Source organism: Kitasatospora sp. NPDC004240, assembly GCF_053603215.1.
The window spans coordinates 1-15,272 of sequence record NZ_JBSGFD010000081.1 but is presented as its reverse complement, the minus strand read 5'-3'; the positions used below and the strand labels follow the sequence as shown (position 1 = coordinate 15,272).

Below are 15,272 nucleotides of genomic sequence, written 5' to 3'. Positions count from 1 at the left end.
CGCCGCCCGCAATTTCCGGGCGGCGACGGCCTCTTGGAAATTGGCGTGGACGCCGATCCTTGTTACTGTCTAAAGAGTCCGGTCGCTGGTGCATCCCCCGTCGCCAGCGGCCGGATCTTTTGTTTTTCCGGGCCGCGCCGCCCGGCGGCGGCCGTCAGTGCGCGGAGTGCCCGGTGTCCAGCCGGACCGTCGCCGCCACCAACTCCCCCAGCAGCGGCCCGACCTGTGGCAGACGGACCCCGCCGTCCGGCTCCGGGCGCGGCGGCAGGACCCAGCGCACCCGGGCCCGCCGGTCCGCTCCGCCGGGCGGCAGCGGCAGGAAGCCGTCCGTCCCGTGGTAGCGCAACGAGCCCGGCACCCACGGCTGTTGGGCGAGCAGCTCACCGAGCGCGTCCAGCGAGTACGGGGCGACCAGCAGCGCGTACCGGCCGGGCAGGGCCAGCACCGGGCCCAGCGGCAGCCGCAGCGCGCCCAGGTAGGCGATCGCCCGGGCGCCGGCCGCGGCGGGCAGGCTGACCGCCGAGACGGCCCCGCCGGTGGCCAGCAGCGGCGGTGCGTCCGGGCTCTGCCGCTCCCACCACCAGCGCACCATCCGGGCGTCGGTGGTGGCCGCGAGCAGCGGCGGGTCGTGCGGGTGGGCGCCGGGGGCGGCGCAGCGCGGCTCGTCGCAGGAGCAGCGGCCGTCGAGCAGCAGCGCGCCGGGCACCACCGGCCAGCGGTGCTCCACGGCGGCCGTCAGGGCGGCGGCCAGCCGGGCGGAACGGGCCGCCGACCGGCCCCTCGGGTTCTCACGCATGGGCGCTCGTTCCTTTCCGTGACCGCTCGGGTGGCTCGGCTCCCCCCGGGGACGCCCGCGACCGCCGTACGGATCAGGGCCCGGGGGCGCGGCGGACGGGCGTGGAGCACTGGCGGTGGAGCACGACGTGAAAAGGGCCGCGGAGGGAACAGCCCTTGGAACGAGAATCCCGTATGCGACCGGATGGACGCCGCCCGGGGGCGGGCGGTTCCACCGTACGAGTGAGTGGCTCCCGCCCCGCCACGACGGCGCGCGGCGGGTGCGTACGATCCGGAACGGCCGGCGGACCCGGTCACCACGGGTGTGCCCGCTGAACGCCCGCCCCATGCCCCCGGCGGGCCCCCGACCGGCCCGGACGCGCTCCCGGGCGGGCGCCGCGGGGGTGCGGGACGGACCGGCGGCGGGTGCCACGGATCTGGACATGCCCCGAATGGGCTGTGTAGAAGTGGTGGCATTGCTGACGATCAATGACGAGAAGTAGCGAATCCAGGCGAAACGCGCCCTTCGGCCGTGCTCGCTCCGTTCGGCCGTATCCCTAGGGGTTCCGCATGACACGTACCACCGCGTCAGGAGTGGCGGCATGATCGAGTCCCACCCGCCGTCCTCGTCACCGTCGCCCGCCGAGCCCGCGGAGGCCGGCTGCGCCGGCGGCCTGTCGGTGCTCGACCCGCCGGGCTTCCCCGGCCCGGCGCCCGCCGCGGCGGAGGAGAACGGCGCGCCGCCCGTCCCGGCGGTGCAGGACCGTCTGGCCGGACGGCTGTCCGATTTCACCAGCCTGCACGAGCACACCGGGCTGCTCGCCCGGGCCCGCGGGCTCGACGGGACCCTGGCGGCCGTGCTGGCCTCCGGGGCGGCGCTGCTCGGCGCCCGGCGCGCGCTGCTGGTCACCGCCGCCCCCGACGGCGGCCCGGGCCAGCCCGTCGGCCTCGGCCTGGACCGGGCCAGCCTCGGCTCGCTGGAGACCGTCCCGCCCGAGCAGAGCCTGGTCGCCCGGCTGCTGCGCGAGCGGGACCGGCCGGACCGGCTGGCCTCCCACGACCTCGCCGAGGACCCCGCGATCGGCGGTCGGCTGCGCGAGCTCGCCGCCCACCTCGGCCTCGGCGGCTGCTACGGCCTGCCGTTCGCCACCGACGAGGACGGACCGCTGGCCGCCGCCCTCTGGTTCTACGACGAGCCCGCCGGGCCCACCGAACGCCAGAGCGAGCTCGCCGCCCGGTACTGCGAGGTCGCCGCGCCGCTGCTGGCCAAGCAGCTGGACGCCGAGCGGGTCCGGCGGACCACCGAGGCGCTGCGCCGCGGCCTGCTGCCCGACCGGCTCCCGCAGGTGCCCGGACTGCGGCTGGCCGCCCGGCTGCTGCCGGCCGGGCTGGACCGCTCCTACGGCAGCGACTGGTACGACGCCATCCCGCTGCCCGACGGCACCCTCGGCCTGACCGTCGGCAGCGTCTCCGGCGACGGGCCGGGCGCAGGTCCCGCTTCGGCGCCCGGCGCCGCCGCCGCGATGGGCCGGGTGCGGGCCGCGCTGCGGGCGTACGCCGTGCTGGAGGGCGAGGACCCGGTCTCCGTGCTCGGCGACCTCGAACTGCTGCTCAAGACCACCGAGCCCACCCGGACCGCCACCGCGGTCTACGCCTGGGTGGAGCCGGAGGACCGCCGGATCACCCTGGCCGGCGCCGGGCACTGCCCGCCGGTCCTGGTCGGCCGGCACGGCGCCGAGTTCGTGGAGACCTCGCTGTCCGCGCCGCTCGGCGTGCTGGCCTGCTGGGAGGCGCCCGGCGTGGAGCTGACCGCCGAGCGCGGCGACACCCTGCTGCTGTACACCGAGGGGCTGGCCCGCCGCTGCGGCCCCACCCTGCACTCCGGGCAGTCCAGCCTGCGCCGGGCCGCCGCCGACGCCCCGCGCGACGTGCGGATCGACCCGGACCGGCTCTGCGCGCACCTGCTGGCCACCTGCGTGGACCCGGACGCCGGCCGGACCGCCACCGACGACCTGGTGCTGCTCGCCGTGCGCTTCGAGTAAGGCCTGCTCGCGGCCACCGCCCCGAACAACGGCGGCCGGGCGTCCGTACCATGGACGCACGGCCGCCCACGCGTGTCGCGATCCGACGCGCCCCCGGCCCTCCGGCCCAGGGGGACCCCCATGGGACGGCACCCATCGCAAGGAGGCGACGTACGTGACCGAGGACCGCAGCCCGGCAGTGGCGGAGAACCCCGAGGCCGCCGGCGAGGAGCCGCAGGAGTTCAAGGGCCGCAAGAACGGCCTCTACTCCGAGGTCTCCGACGAACTCGCCGCCTCGATGAAGTCCGGCTGGGCCGACACCGAGCTGCACGGCCTCGCGCCGGTCGCCCAGGCCCCGTACGCCGCCGAGCGCCGGGCCCGGCTCTCCGAGGCCTTCCCGGGCGAGCGCCTGGTGATCCCGGCCGGCAACCTGCGGGTGCGCGCCAACGACACCGACTACAGCTTCCGTGCCGCCAGCGAGTACGTGCACCTCACCGGGGACCGGACCGAGGACGCGGTGCTGGTCGCCGAGCCCACCGGCGCGAGCGGCCACGACTTCGCCCTGTACCTGCTGCCGCGCTCCGACCGCGAGAACGGCGAGTTCTGGCTGGACGGCTACGGCGAGCTGTGGGTCGGCCGCCGGCACAGCCTGGCCGAGCAGGAGCAGCTCCTCGGGCTGCCCGCCCGCGACGTGCGCAGGGCCGCCGAGGAGCTGGCCGAGCGCGCCAAGGCCTCGGACGCGCCCACCCGGATCGTGCGCGGCTACGACGCCGGCCTGGAGGCCGCCCTCGCCGACGTCCTCGACGCCGACCGGGACGCCGGCTTCAAGGAGTTCCTGAGCGGCCTGCGCCTGGTCAAGGACGAGTGGGAGATCGGCGAGCTGCGCGCCGCCTGCACCGCCACCGTCAACGGCTTCACCGACGTGGTCCGCGAGATGGGCCAGGCGGTCGCCACCTCCGAGCGCTGGATCGAGGGCACCTTCTGGCGCCGCGCCCGGGTCGAGGGCAACGACGTCGGCTACGGCTCCATCTGCGCCGCCGGCGCGCACGCCACCACCCTGCACTGGGTGCGCAACGACGGCGACGTCCGCCCCGGCGAGCTGCTGCTGCTGGACGCCGGCGTGGAGACCCACACCCTCTACACCGCGGACGTCACCCGCACCCTGCCGATCAACGGCCGGTTCGACGACCTGCAGCGCAAGATCTACGAGGCGGTGTACGACGCCCAGGAGGCCGGCATCGCGGCCGTGAGGCCGGGCGCCCGCTTCCGCGACTTCCACGACGCCTCGCAGCGGGTCCTCGCCGAGCGCCTGCTCGCCTGGGGCCTGCTCGACCCGTCGGTGCACGACGTCGAGAAGGTCCTGGAGCTCGGCCTGCAGCGCCGCTGGACCCTGCACGGCACCGGCCACATGCTCGGCCTGGACGTCCACGACTGCGCGCACTCGCGCCGCGAGGAGCACGTGGACGCGCTGCTCGTCCCCGGCATGGTGCTGACCGTCGAGCCCGGCCTGTACTTCCAGCAGGACGACCTGACCGTCCCCGAGGAGTACCGCGGCATCGGCGTGCGCATCGAGGACGACATCCTGGTCACCGCCGGGGGCAACGAGAACCTCTCCGCCGGCCTGCCGCGCCGCGCCGAGGACATCGAGGCCTGGATGGCGTCGCTCGCCTGACCCCGGCCCCCGGGCACGCCACGAGGGGCCGGCCTCCCGCACCCGGGAGGCCGGCCCCCGGCCGTTCAGCGCGCGACCACCCGCACGGGGACGCTGCGCTCGCCGACGGTCTCGTACTCCTGTGTCCCCGGCAGGGCGCGCACCGCCGACACGGTCACCGGCAGCACGCCCGCGCCGTCCTCCCGGGTGAGCTTCATCCGGTACTTGACGGTGCGGCTCTGGCCCGGTGCGAGCGGGAAGGCGGCGTCCTCGCCCATCGAGGCGCGCTCCTTGCCGTCGCCCTCGCCCAGCGGCAGGGTGGTCCAGCCGGACGGGTCCTCGCGCTGCAGCGTGCCCGCCGTCCTCGGCACCGACCCGCCCGGCGAGCCCGCGTAGTCCTCCGCGACGAACACCGGCTGGATCTTGGCGTAGTCGGTGGTGCCGGTGTTCTTGAAGGTGACCGAGACGGTGGTCTCGGCGCCGTTGTTGGACACCTGCTGGGCGGTCGCCAGGCCGGACACCGTGACCGAGACGTCGTTCTTGTAGGAAGGCGTGGGCGGCACCGGGTGGGAGCTGACGTCGAGGGTGTCCAGGATCGACACCAGGCCCGGCTGGTACTCGGGCGTCATGCCGATCGCCGACAGGAAGACCTGGTCCCGCGGCAGCCCCCACAGCTGGGCGGTGAAGGACTCCTTGGCGTTGCAGGTGACGTGCCACTGCGCCTTGTAGGCCGCCCGGCCCGCCACGATGTCGCGGGTGACCGCATAGGTGTCGGTCATCGGCGGCTTCGCCGGGTCCCCCGGGTTGGGGTTGCCCCAGACCGGGCAGGACGGCTGCGAGCCCCAGCCGTCCCGGCTCAGCAGGAAGTACTGGGACGGCCAGAGCTCGGGCACGCGGTCGTGGACGGTCAGCATGGCGCCGTACGGCGAACAGTCCGCGGCCGTCGCCGAGCGGGGCGCGCCGGGGCTCAGGACGCACAGGCTCTCGCTCTCGGGGTCGGGCGGGACGACCCGCCAGCCCGAGGGGACCTTGAACCTGACGCCCCGGAACGTGTACGGGGTCGCCGGCCCGGCCGCCGCGGTGGTGGTCGCGGCGGCCCCCGGGGGGTCCGCCGTCTCGGGCGGCTCGGTCTCCTCGACGGCCGCCGGGCTGGCCCCGTCGGTCGCCGTGGCGGTCGGGCTCGGCTCGGGGGTGGGCAGCGGGGTCGGGGTCGGCGAGGCGGACAGGGTGGCCGCCGGATCGGGGTTCCGCTGCCGGTCGGCCACCATGTCGGCCCGGAACCCCAGCACCCCGATCGCCAGTGCCGCGGCCAGCGCCAGCAGCGGGGCCGTCGCCAGGTAGACCGGCTTCAGCCGCCGCATCCGGCCCCTGCCGCCGGGCGGGGCGGCCGGGCGCAGGTCGTGCACCGTCACGAGGGTGGCGCGGGCGTTCAGCGCCTCGCGCAGCAGCCGTTCGGTGGGCGTCTCATCGGGCCCGCCGTCACTGCCGTCGCCGTCCCGGCGACCGGGGATCCTCTTGGTCATCGAACCTTCTCCAGATGCTTCTCCAGGGCGTCCAGGGCCCGGCTGGCGGTGGACTTCACGGCGCCCCGGGAGAGTCCCAGGGCCTCGGCGATCTGCGCCTCCGACAGGTCGGACCAGTAGCGCAGCACCAGCACCTCGCGCTGGCGGGAGGTCAACTCCTGCAGGGCGACCAGGACCCTGCGGTGCTCGTCGTTGAGGACGGCGTGGTCCTCGGCCGACGGGGCGTCGGCCTCGTGCGGCGGCACGTACTCGCGGGCGGTCCTGCGCCGCCGCAGCACCGAGCGGGCACCGTTGACCACGGCGGTCCGCAGGTACCCGAGCGCGTTGTCCAGGTCGTCCAGCCGCTCACCGTGCCGCTGGTAGAGCTGGGTGAAGGCCTCCTGGACCACGTCCTCGGCGATGTCCTGATGGTCCACCAGCAGGACGGCCATCCGGACCAGGCCGAGCCGGTGGACGTGGTAGAGGTCGGTGAGGGTGGGCCGCTCCTCCTCGGACCGACCGCGGCCGCCGCGCAACAGCCGGAACCCCGAGCGGCCCTGGGCGCCCCCCGCGCCGGGGTCCGCCGCGCCGTCCTCCCCGGCGCCGGGCAACCGCGCCGGCCGGGCGGCAGGAGCCCCGAAGAACAGCCGGACCATTCCGCGAAGGGATCCGCGCGCCCCCACCGGTCCCGCGATCGGCCCCATGGCCATGGACATGTACGTACTGCTTTCCCCCGGGACGGGGTACGGCAGAGCCGCCCCCGTCAGGCACGTGATGGATGGTCGAAGGACCGCACCGACGGCCCCGATCCGCGGCCCGGCCCCACCCTCGTCTCCATGGACGTGCGGGACGGCCGGAGGTTGCGCCCCGGTTCGAAGGGATTTCCGGACGCCCGGAGCAGTACACTCACCGCCGCCGCGCCCATCACCGGGCACGACGGCGGGCAGGACCCAGGAGGACCCGTGACACAGGAGCGTACGGCCGGGCCGGTGGCCGTCACGATCGGGCGTCGCCCCGAGCCGGTGCACGATGTCGCCGTGTACGCCTTCGAGGGCATGGCGCCGTTCGAACTCGGCGTGGTGGTCGAGGTGTTCGGGCTGGCGCGGCCGGAGCTGAGCGGGCTGCTGGCGGCCCCCTGGTACGGCCTCAAGGTGTGCGCCGACCGGCCCGGCACCCCGCTCGCGGCGGTCGGCGGCTTCTCGATCACCGCGGAGCACGGGCTCGACGAACTGGCCGCCGCCGACACCGTGGTCGTCCCCGGCGTGGCCAACGCCTTCAGCGGGGAAGTCCCGCCGGAACTGGTCACCGCGCTGCGCACCGCGCACGAGCGCGGCGCCCGGATCGTGTCGATCTGCTCGGGCGCCTTCGCACTGGCCGCGGCCGGCCTGCTGGACGGCCGCGAGGCGACCACCCACTGGCGGTACGCCGAGCTGCTCCAGCGCCGCCACCCCTCGGTGCTGGTCGACCCGGACGTGCTGTACGTGGACAACGGCGACGTGCTGACCAGCGCGGGCAGCGCGGCCGGCATCGACCTGTGCCTGCACCTGGTGCGCCGGGACCACGGCGCCAAGGTCGCCAACAGCGTGGCCCGCCGCTTCGTGGTGCCCCCGCACCGGGACGGCGGGCAGGCCCAGTTCATCGAGGCCGCCGTCCGGCCGGTCGAGGAGGAGGACGACGGCGTCGCGCGCTCCATGCGGTGGGCGATGGACCACCTGTCCGACCCGCTGACCGTCTCGGTGCTGGCCCGGGCGGCGCGGATGTCCGACCGCTCCTACCTGCGGCACTTCACGGCCCGCAACGGCACCAGCCCGATGCGCTGGGTCGTCACCCAGCGCATCGCGGCCAGCCTGCCGCTGCTGGAGGCGCCGGACGGCACGGTGGAGGAGATCGCCTCCGCCGTGGGTTTCGAGTCCGCCGCCACCTTCCGCCACCACTTCGGCCGGGTGATGCGCACCTCCCCGACCGCCTACCGCCGCTCCTTCGGGCGCGGCGCGGCCTGAGCCCTCCGTGGGCCGGGCCCGGTCAGGCGTGGCGGTCGGCGTTGGCCGTGATCGCGTCCCGCAGCCAGAGGGCGAGGCCCGGGGCGACCTTGTCGTAGGTCGCGGTGAAACGGGGGTCGGCGACGTACATCTCGCCCAGGCAGCGGTGCATCTCGTACGGGCAGTCGTAGAAGTTCTCGGTGATCTGGGCGCGGTGGACCTCGGCGAGGTCCATGGCCTCGCCGGAGTCGGCTGCGAGGCCGGCGGTGAAGGCCTGCGCCAGGCGGGCGTTGAGGGCCTCGCCCTCGGCCTGGATACGCTGCCAGTCCGCCTTGCCGTACGTGGCGGTGCGGCGCTGCGACTCCTTCCACGCGTCGCTCCCGCCCCAGCGCTGCTCGGCCTCGGCCTCCCACTCCTCGCGGTAGTCCTCGCCGAAGACCTCGAACTTCTCCTCCGGGGTCAGCTGAATTCCCATTTTCCGTGCCTCCATGGCGTGTTCGACGGCCGCGGCCAGGTCCTGGAGGTGACGGATGCGCTCGGTCAGCAGGTGGTGCTGGCGCCGCAGGTGCTCGGTCGGGTGGACCGAACCGTCGTCCAGGATGGCCGCGATCTCCTCCAGCGGGAAGCCGAGCTCGCGGTAGAACAGGATCTGCTGCAGCCGGTCCAGGTCCGTGTCCCGGTACCGGCGGTAGCCGGCCGCGGTACGGCCCTCGGGCGACAGCAGCCCGATCTCGTCGTAGTGGTGCAGGGTCCGCACGGTCACCTTGGCGACCTTCGCGACCTCGCCCACCGAGTACCCGTCCTTCACCGGGTCGCTCCCTTCTCGCTCGACCACCAGCCTCCGCCCTCACGTCGCGTGAGAGTCAACCCGGTTCCCGGGGGGCGCCGCCGGTGCGACACGGTAGGAGTCTCCGAGCGCGCGGGCCGGGCCCGGACCCCGCTTGGGCCGACCGGCCAATTGCCGCGCCCGTACGGGCTCGCGACGATGTGGCCATGACCACGACCCCTGCGCCCCTGGTGACCCGGCTGACCGCGGAGCTGGCCGGCACCGCCGTCCTGACCGCCGTGGTGGTCGGCTCCGGGTTCAAGGCCGCCGCGCTCGGCACCGACGGGGCCGTCGGGCTGCTGGCCGGCGTCGGCGCCCCGGCGCTCGCCCTGGCCGTCCTGATCGCCCTGCTCGGCCCGGTCTCCGGCGGGCACTTCAACCCGCTGGTCTCGGCCGCCGCCTGGTGGACCGGCGACCGTTCGCGCGCCGGCCTGCGGGCGCTCGGCGGCTACGCGGCGGCGCAGACCGCCGGGGCGGTCGCCGGAACCGTCCTGGCCGCCGCGATGTACGGGCGCCCGCTGGTCGAGCTCTCCACCCGGCACCGCGACGGCGGCGCGCTGCGGCTGGGCGAGGTGGTGGCCACCGGGACCCTGCTGCTGGTGATCGGCGGGCTGGTGCGCGGCGGGCGCGGACGGCTGGTGCCGGCGGCGGTCGGCCTGTGGACCGTCGCCGCCTGCTGGGCCACCTCCTCGGGCGGCTTCGCCAACCCGGCGCTCACCCTGGCCCGCACGCTGACCGGCGGCGACGCGGGCATCGCGCCGGGCTCGGTGCCGGGCTTCGTACTGGCCCAGTGCGCCGGGGCGGTGGCCGGTACGGCACTGGCGGCGCTGCTGTTCGGCGGCGGCGACGACGGCCGTCCGGCGGGCGCACGGGCCCTCGCACCGGAGGGGTCCGGCGCCGGGGTCGCCGCGGAGGGCGACCGGGGCGCCGCGCGGGCCTCCTGAGCCCGTACGGCCCCGCAACGACCGGTGCCCCGGTGGGCGGGTCCCGCTCGGGGACCGCCCACCGGGGCACCTCGGGTCAGGCCCGGGATCAGCCCTGCTGGCCGGCCTTGCGGCGGCGCAGGACGACCAGGGTGCCGACACCGGCGGCCAGCACGGCGCCACCGGCGGCCGCGATGGCGGTGGTGTTGTCGCCGCCACCGGTGGCCGCGAGGTCCTTGCCGGAGCCCTTGCCGGTGACCGTCTTGGCCTTGGACACCACGGCCGGGGTGACCTTCGGCAGGTTCACGTTGGGAACGGTGACCGGGAAGTCGATCGGCTCCTGGGGACCACCGGTGGTCACCGGGGTGGACGGCACGGTGGTCGCGGAGGTCGACGCGCTCGGCGAGGCCGTGGCGCTCGTGGAGGCCGTGGCGCTCGCGCTCGGGGACGCGCTGGTGCTGGCCGAGGGCGAGGCGGTCGGCGAGGAGCTGGTGCTGGCCGACGGCGAGGCGGTCGGGCTCGGCTTGCCGGTGGTCGCCGAGGCGGTCGGGGTCGGGCTGGGCTTCGGCGCGGCCTTGATGGTGAAGCCGGCGCCCTTGATGCCCTCGCAGCTGAAGTCGCCCTCGCTGATCGGGTTGCCCTTGTCGTCGAGCGGCGCGGAGAACGAGACCGGCACGACGCCGGCCTTGCCCAGCGGCGCGTTCTTGGTGAACGAGGCGCGGACCTTGATCTCGACCGCGGTGCCCTTGTCCAGGCGGAGCATGGAACCGGCGTCGGCGTCGCCGTTGTCCAGGGCGCCGAGCAGCAGGAGCACGCCGGAGTCGTCGCCGTCGCCACCGGGGGCGAGGCTGGCGGGCAGCCACTTGCCGCCGGGCAGCTGGTACTCGACCTTGAGGTCGGCGGCCCGCAGGCTCTCGGCCTTGTTCTTGAACTTGAGCAGCGGGAAGAGGACGAAGTCGTTCTTGGTCGAGTTGTCGACCTTGAAGGTGAACTCGCGGGCGTCACCGCCGGCGAAGAACTCCTTGGGCACGCCGTGCACCGAGAGGTCGAGGCTCTGACGCGCCGCCTTCTCGGCCTGGGGCGCGGCGGTGGCGGACGGGGAGGAGGCGGTGCCTACGGCCACGGCGCCCTGGGCACCGGCCAGCACCATCGAGGACGCGAGCGCGGCGGCGCCGGCGAGGGCAAGACTGCGACGTACGGACAAGGGAACCTCACGAGAGTGTCCGGGCTCGGCCCGGTGGCGCGGCGGGCACGGCTGACGGACAGCAAGCCCCCCGCGAAGCTGAAAGTCCGACGGAGACTACCGAATGATCCGGCCGGCCCGGAAGGCGGGGGTCACTCCGGCCGCGAGAACCCCGCCGGGGCTGTCCGGTTGGCCCAACCCCGTCACCGGGAATGGCATTTGCGCCCGACCGCCGGGTGACCCGCGGGTGTCCGGTACACGTCCGGAGGGCCGCGTCGCACGGCCCTCCGGTGGCACGAGGTCGACCGGACCGCCGGGGCGTTGCGACACCGCCCGGCGGTCCGCCGGCACACCCCGGCTGCCCGGTCGGCGGGTGCCGGCGGCCCGTCCCGGGTCAGTCGGCGAAGAAGGACTTGGCCGCGATCAGGGCCCGCTGGTCGCGCAGGACGTCACCGGGCCGGTCGCCGCTGCCGAGCAGCACCCCGCCCCAACGCATCCCCAGGTAGTCGGCGGTCAGCCGCAAGGTGCCGACCAGCGGGTCGGCCTTGTGCCGCTCGGTGGCGAGCACGGTCACCGCCCAGACCGTACGGCCGGCCATCCGCGCGGCGAAGCGGGCCCCGGGCACCCGCAGCCAGTCGGACCAGTGGTCCAGGTAGAGCTTGGCGCTGGCCGGCAGCCCGTACCAGTAGAGCGGGGCGACGAACACCAGGTCGGTCGCGTCCAGGGTGGCGTCCAGCAGGGTGCGCGCGTGGCCGACGGGTTCGCGGTAGCTCCGCGGACCGCCGGCGTGCCGGATGTCCTGGAAGGGCGGCAGCGGGTGCTCGTCCAGGCGTATCCAGCGCTGCTGGGCACCGGGCGGCAGGCTGGCCTCGGCGGCCAGCACGGCGAGCTGTTCGGTGTTCCCGTCGGTGCGTGAACTCGCGTTCAGGAAGAGGAACTTGCGCGTGGCGCCGGGGGACGCGGCACGACCTGGCATCGGTACTCCTCACGGACAACGGACAGGGAGACCGAGCCTACGGCCGGCCTGCGACGGGCAGGTGTCGGCGGTGCTGGGTTCCATTCCGTTGCGTGCGGGTCCGAACCGCCCGGACGGGGCCGGGGGCGAGGCCCCCGCCCCGAGCCGGTCGATGGGCGAGCGGGCGAGCCCCGCCCCGAGCCGGTCGATGGGCGAGCGGGCGAGTAACCGCGCCACCTTTCAGGCGCGGGCGCGCTCCCGGAACCGGGCCTGGCGGCGGGTGCGCCCGGCCTCCAGCTCGGCGATCACCCGGTCGCGCAGCAGCTCGTACTCGGCCTGGAGCCGGCCGGGGCGCTGCGGGCGGGCGACCGGGCGGCCGGGGCCGACGATCTCGTCCGGGCCGAACTGCTCCCGGGTGAGGTCGATCTCGGCGCCGGTCGGGAAGCGGTTCCACCAATGGAGGTCCGTCCGGACGCCGCCGACGTGCACCTCGCCCATCATCAGCTCGCCACCGAGCAGGTCGTGCAGCACCATCGCCGTCACCCCGCACTGGCCGCGCGCGGGATTGTCCGGATGCCAGTGGGCCAGGTCCTCGGGAGCGCAGGTGTCGACGCCCCAGGAGGCTCGGATCGCACGTTCGATGTCGGTGAGGGTCCACGGCGTCATGCCGGGAAGCCTGCCATGCGGTACTGACACCGGCACCGCATTTCAGCCGTCCGACTTCAGTCGGCCACACCCCGTTCGGACGTCACCTTCTCGATCTTCACCCGAACGAGGAGCTCACCGGGTACGCCGTTGCGCTCGCCGTACCGCTCCGCGAGGTCCTCGCCCATGTAGCGGGCGGCGATCCGGGCGGCCCAGTGACGCACCTCGGACAGTTCCTCGCTGATCGTGGCCGTGCCCTGGACCAGGACGAACGAGAACGGCGGGCGCTCGTCGTCCACGCAGAGCATCACCCGGCCGTCCCGGGCGATCGTGCGGCCCTTGACGCTGGTGGCGGCGGTGTTCAGGACCAGTTCGTCGCCCTCCAGCAGGAACCAGACCGGGGCGACGTGCGGGCGGCCGTCGGCCCGGGTGGTCGCCAGCTTGCCGGTACGGGTGCCGGCGGAGAGGAAGGCCCGCCACTCGGGCTCGGTCATCTGTGGCATGTGGTCCATCCTGGCGGACCGGCCCGCCCCCGGCCCCGTGAAACGGGGAACCGGGGGCGGGCCGGGGAGCCGGGCGGCCGGGACGGTCGGGGGCCCGCCCCGGCCGCTCCGTACGGGATGGTCCGGGTGCCCCGGGGGCGCGGGTCAGTTGTTGAGCGCCGCGATGCCCGCCTGGGCGAACTGCTCGTCCAGGTCGCCGCTCGGCGCGCCCGCGACACCGATGCCCGCGACCGGGGCGCCCTTCGACTGCACCGGGGCGCCGCCGCCCAGGAACAGCGTGCCCGGGATGTCCTTGAGGTTCGGGGCCTGCGCCAGGCGCTTGGTCAGCTCCGAGGTCGGCGCGTTCCAGGAGACCGCGGTGAACGCCTTGCGCTCGGCGGACTCCGGCGACTGCGGGCCGGCGCCGTCGCCCTTGAGCAGCACGCGGGTGACGCCGTCCCGGTCCACGACCGCCACCGAGACCTTCTGGCCGGCCTTGCTGGCGGCGTCCAGCGCGGCCTGCGCGGCCTTGGTCGCGGCCTCGATGTTCAGGCCGGTGGTCTGGGCGAGGTTCTTGTTCTGGACGTCCACCTTGACCGGCGCGGTGGCGGCCGGGGTGTCGGTGGTGTCGGCGCTCGCGGACACCGCGCCGAAGCCTGCGGCGGCCAGCGCGGCGGCGGCGACGGTGGCGGTCAGCACCTTGGTACGGGCGGTCTTCTTCACGGTCCGGCTCCTCGGTCGGGGGTGACGCGGTCGGGGGTGACGCGGTCGGGGTGACGCGGTCGGGGTGACGCGTCGGGCGTGCTCGGGGCGATCGGGCGATCCGGCCGACCGGGGCGGTCCGCTCGTGCGGCGCCCTCCCGGTGGCTCTGCATCGATCCTCCGGCCGCGTACCCCTGCGGCGGATCGACGGTCCGGCGGACGCCCGCGGGCATGATGGTGGACACGGGGGTCAACCGATCGGCTGATGCGCGGGTGGGCCGCGCGGGTCACCATCGAGGGATCGGCGCAGGTCGGCGCCGGTGTCCCGCCCCACGGCCCGCCCGCGGACCGGCCCGCCCCGGCCCGACCGGTCCGGGTACCGGCCGACCGTGGCCGCAGCACGGTCGTGGCAGCCGGACAGTCGTGGAAGGAGTCCCGGTGCAGCAGCCGTCCCACCCGCCGGGCGATCCGGACGCCGGCCGTCTGGCCGTCGTCCTGGACTCGGCGTTCCTGCTGCTGCTCGCCACCTCGCTGAGCCGCTACCTGGACCGCCACCCCGGCAACCCCCGGCTGCCGTGGGTGATCGGGCTGAGCGTGGCGCTGGCCGCCGCCCAGCTGGCCGGCTCCTGGCTGGCCCGCCGCGGCCGCCGCCCCGACCACCTCCCCGGCCGGCACCCCGACCACCGACCGGACCACCTCCCCGGCCGCCGCCCGGCCGGTCGTGGCCGCCGCGCCGCGCCCGCCGGCCCCGAGCGGCGCCGGGTCTGGCCGCTGGCGCCGGTGGTGGCGCTCTGGGTGGTGCTGGTGCTGCTGGCACCGAGCTTCTCCTGGTGCGCCGTCCCGCTGGTCTACACGGCCCTGCGCACCCTCCCCCCACGGGCCGCGATCCCGCTGGTCGCCACGCTGACGCTGCTGGTGGTGGTCGGCGAGGCACGGCTGCCCGGCCCGGTCGACGCCAACCTGCTGCTGCTCCCGCCCGCCGTGGCCGCGCTGGCCACCGCGGTCTTCCTGTACATGGAGCGGCAGTCCGAGCGGCAGCGGGCGCTGATCGACGACCTGGTCCGCACCCGCCGCGAGCTCGCCGCCACCGAGCGGCGCGAGGGCACCCTCGCCGAGCGCGAACGGCTCGCGATGGAGATCCACGACACCCTCGCCCAGGGGCTGTCCAGCCAGCAGATGCTGCTCCAGGCCGCCGACCGCACCTGGGAGGCCGATCCGGCCACCGCCCGCGGTCACGTCCGCACCGCCGCCGAGGTCGCCGGCCGCAACCTCGCCGAGGCCCGGCGCTTCGTCCACGACCTCGCGCCCGCCGAGCTCGCCGACGGCCGCACCCTCGACCAGGCGCTGCGGGCGCTGGCCGAGCGGGAGTCCGCCGAGAGCGGCCTGCCGGTCCGCTTCCACCTGGACGGCACCCCGGTGCCGCTGTCGCCCGCCGCCCAGTCGGCGCTGCTGCGGATCGCCCAGGGCGCGCTGGCCAACGTCCGCGAGCACGCCGGCGCCTCGGCCGCCGCGCTGACCCTGTCCTTCCTCGGCGACCAGGCCGTCCTGGACATCGCCGACGACGGCCGGGGCTTCGGCCTCCCGTCGGAGGCCGCCGGCCCGGGCGCGATCACCGGCGCCGGGCCGGAC

14 protein-coding genes are annotated in these 15,272 nt (G+C 75.6%); 5 read left to right on the top strand and 9 right to left on the bottom strand.

Annotated elements, in window-relative coordinates; all coding sequences use genetic code 11:
• Positions 1 to 154: 154 nt before the first annotated feature.
• Positions 155 to 796 (bottom strand): bifunctional DNA primase/polymerase, encoded by a 642-nt coding sequence (locus tag ACWEQL_RS22295; protein ID WP_452152032.1) that lies wholly within the window; start codon positions 794 to 796, stop codon positions 155 to 157.
• A 580-nt stretch (positions 797 to 1,376) separates the two neighbouring features.
• Between ACWEQL_RS22295 and ACWEQL_RS22290 the strand changes: the two genes are divergently transcribed.
• On the top strand, positions 1,377 to 2,816 hold the full coding sequence (locus tag ACWEQL_RS22290; protein WP_452152031.1) for a PP2C family protein-serine/threonine phosphatase: 1,440 nt from the start codon (positions 1,377 to 1,379) through the stop codon (positions 2,814 to 2,816).
• Positions 2,817 to 2,970: 154 nt separating this feature from the next.
• Positions 2,971 to 4,467, top strand: a complete 1,497-nt coding sequence (locus tag ACWEQL_RS22285; protein ID WP_452152030.1) for an aminopeptidase P family protein — start codon at positions 2,971 to 2,973, stop codon at positions 4,465 to 4,467.
• 65 nt (positions 4,468 to 4,532) lie between these two features.
• On the opposite strand, the gene ACWEQL_RS22280 is transcribed toward ACWEQL_RS22285, so the two are convergent.
• On the bottom strand, positions 4,533 to 5,969 hold the full coding sequence (locus ACWEQL_RS22280) for a hypothetical protein (protein ID WP_452152029.1): 1,437 nt from the start codon (positions 5,967 to 5,969) through the stop codon (positions 4,533 to 4,535).
• A complete protein-coding gene (locus tag ACWEQL_RS22275; protein ID WP_452152028.1) occupies positions 5,966 to 6,604 on the bottom strand; it encodes an RNA polymerase sigma factor in 639 nt (212 codons plus the stop codon). The genes ACWEQL_RS22280 and ACWEQL_RS22275 overlap by 4 nt, the downstream gene beginning before the upstream one ends.
• A 399-nt stretch (positions 6,605 to 7,003) precedes the next feature.
• Here ACWEQL_RS22275 and ACWEQL_RS22270 point away from each other — a divergent pair, with 399 nt between their 5' ends.
• Complete coding sequence (locus tag ACWEQL_RS22270) at positions 7,004 to 7,948, top strand: helix-turn-helix domain-containing protein (RefSeq protein WP_452152052.1); 945 nt, start codon at positions 7,004 to 7,006, stop codon at positions 7,946 to 7,948.
• A 22-nt stretch (positions 7,949 to 7,970) separates the two neighbouring features.
• Here the strand turns inward: ACWEQL_RS22270 and ACWEQL_RS22265 are convergent, their stop codons facing one another.
• On the bottom strand, positions 7,971 to 8,762 hold the full coding sequence (locus ACWEQL_RS22265; protein WP_452152027.1) for a MerR family transcriptional regulator: 792 nt from the start codon (positions 8,760 to 8,762) through the stop codon (positions 7,971 to 7,973).
• 158 nt (positions 8,763 to 8,920) lie between these two features.
• Between ACWEQL_RS22265 and ACWEQL_RS22260 the strand changes: the two genes are divergently transcribed.
• Entirely contained in the window at positions 8,921 to 9,697 is a 777-nt protein-coding gene (locus tag ACWEQL_RS22260; RefSeq protein WP_452152026.1) for an aquaporin, read from the top strand.
• A gap of 88 nt (positions 9,698 to 9,785) precedes the next feature.
• Here ACWEQL_RS22260 and ACWEQL_RS22255 read toward each other — a convergent pair whose 3' ends face one another.
• The 5 genes from ACWEQL_RS22255 to ACWEQL_RS22235 all read right to left on the bottom strand — a co-directional run bounded on the left by ACWEQL_RS22255 (position 9,786) and on the right by ACWEQL_RS22235 (position 13,664).
• Positions 9,786 to 10,880 (bottom strand): LPXTG cell wall anchor domain-containing protein, encoded by a 1,095-nt coding sequence (locus tag ACWEQL_RS22255; protein ID WP_452152025.1) that lies wholly within the window; start codon positions 10,878 to 10,880, stop codon positions 9,786 to 9,788.
• 373 nt (positions 10,881 to 11,253) lie between these two features.
• Positions 11,254 to 11,835, bottom strand: coding sequence for a flavodoxin family protein (locus ACWEQL_RS22250; protein WP_452152024.1), 582 nt, complete (start codon positions 11,833 to 11,835; stop codon positions 11,254 to 11,256).
• A gap of 219 nt (positions 11,836 to 12,054) precedes the next feature.
• Entirely contained in the window at positions 12,055 to 12,480 is a 426-nt protein-coding gene (locus ACWEQL_RS22245) for a YunG family protein (protein ID WP_452152023.1), read from the bottom strand.
• Between the two features lie 56 nt (positions 12,481 to 12,536).
• Positions 12,537 to 12,953, bottom strand: a complete 417-nt coding sequence (locus tag ACWEQL_RS22240) for a PPOX class F420-dependent oxidoreductase (protein ID WP_452152051.1) — start codon at positions 12,951 to 12,953, stop codon at positions 12,537 to 12,539.
• Between the two features lie 153 nt (positions 12,954 to 13,106).
• On the bottom strand, positions 13,107 to 13,664 hold the full coding sequence (locus tag ACWEQL_RS22235; protein WP_452152022.1) for a GlcG/HbpS family heme-binding protein: 558 nt from the start codon (positions 13,662 to 13,664) through the stop codon (positions 13,107 to 13,109).
• Positions 13,665 to 14,081: 417 nt separating this feature from the next.
• On the opposite strand from ACWEQL_RS22235, the gene ACWEQL_RS22230 reads away from it, so the two are divergent.
• Positions 14,082 to 15,272: sensor histidine kinase (locus ACWEQL_RS22230; RefSeq protein ID WP_452152021.1), on the top strand; the 1,191-nt coding region annotated here is incomplete at its 3' end.

What these genes read in the sequence shown, in the direction of transcription:
- ACWEQL_RS22260 (WP_452152026.1), top strand. Translation starts at nt 8,921, where the DNA reads ATGACCACGACCCCTGCGCCCCTGGTGACCCGGCTGACCGCGGAGCTG.
- ACWEQL_RS22295 (WP_452152032.1), bottom strand. Translation starts at nt 796, where the DNA reads ATGCGTGAGAACCCGAGGGGCCGGTCGGCGGCCCGTTCCGCCCGGCTG.
- ACWEQL_RS22240 (WP_452152051.1), bottom strand. Translation starts at nt 12,953, where the DNA reads ATGACCGAGCCCGAGTGGCGGGCCTTCCTCTCCGCCGGCACCCGTACC.
- ACWEQL_RS22280 (WP_452152029.1), bottom strand. Translation starts at nt 5,969, where the DNA reads ATGACCAAGAGGATCCCCGGTCGCCGGGACGGCGACGGCAGTGACGGC.
- ACWEQL_RS22245 (WP_452152023.1), bottom strand. Translation starts at nt 12,480, where the DNA reads ATGACGCCGTGGACCCTCACCGACATCGAACGTGCGATCCGAGCCTCC.
- ACWEQL_RS22275 (WP_452152028.1), bottom strand. Translation starts at nt 6,604, where the DNA reads ATGGTCCGGCTGTTCTTCGGGGCTCCTGCCGCCCGGCCGGCGCGGTTG.
- ACWEQL_RS22290 (WP_452152031.1), top strand. Translation starts at nt 1,377, where the DNA reads ATGATCGAGTCCCACCCGCCGTCCTCGTCACCGTCGCCCGCCGAGCCC.
- ACWEQL_RS22250 (WP_452152024.1), bottom strand. Translation starts at nt 11,835, where the DNA reads ATGCCAGGTCGTGCCGCGTCCCCCGGCGCCACGCGCAAGTTCCTCTTC.
- ACWEQL_RS22270 (WP_452152052.1), top strand. Translation starts at nt 7,004, where the DNA reads ATGGCGCCGTTCGAACTCGGCGTGGTGGTCGAGGTGTTCGGGCTGGCG.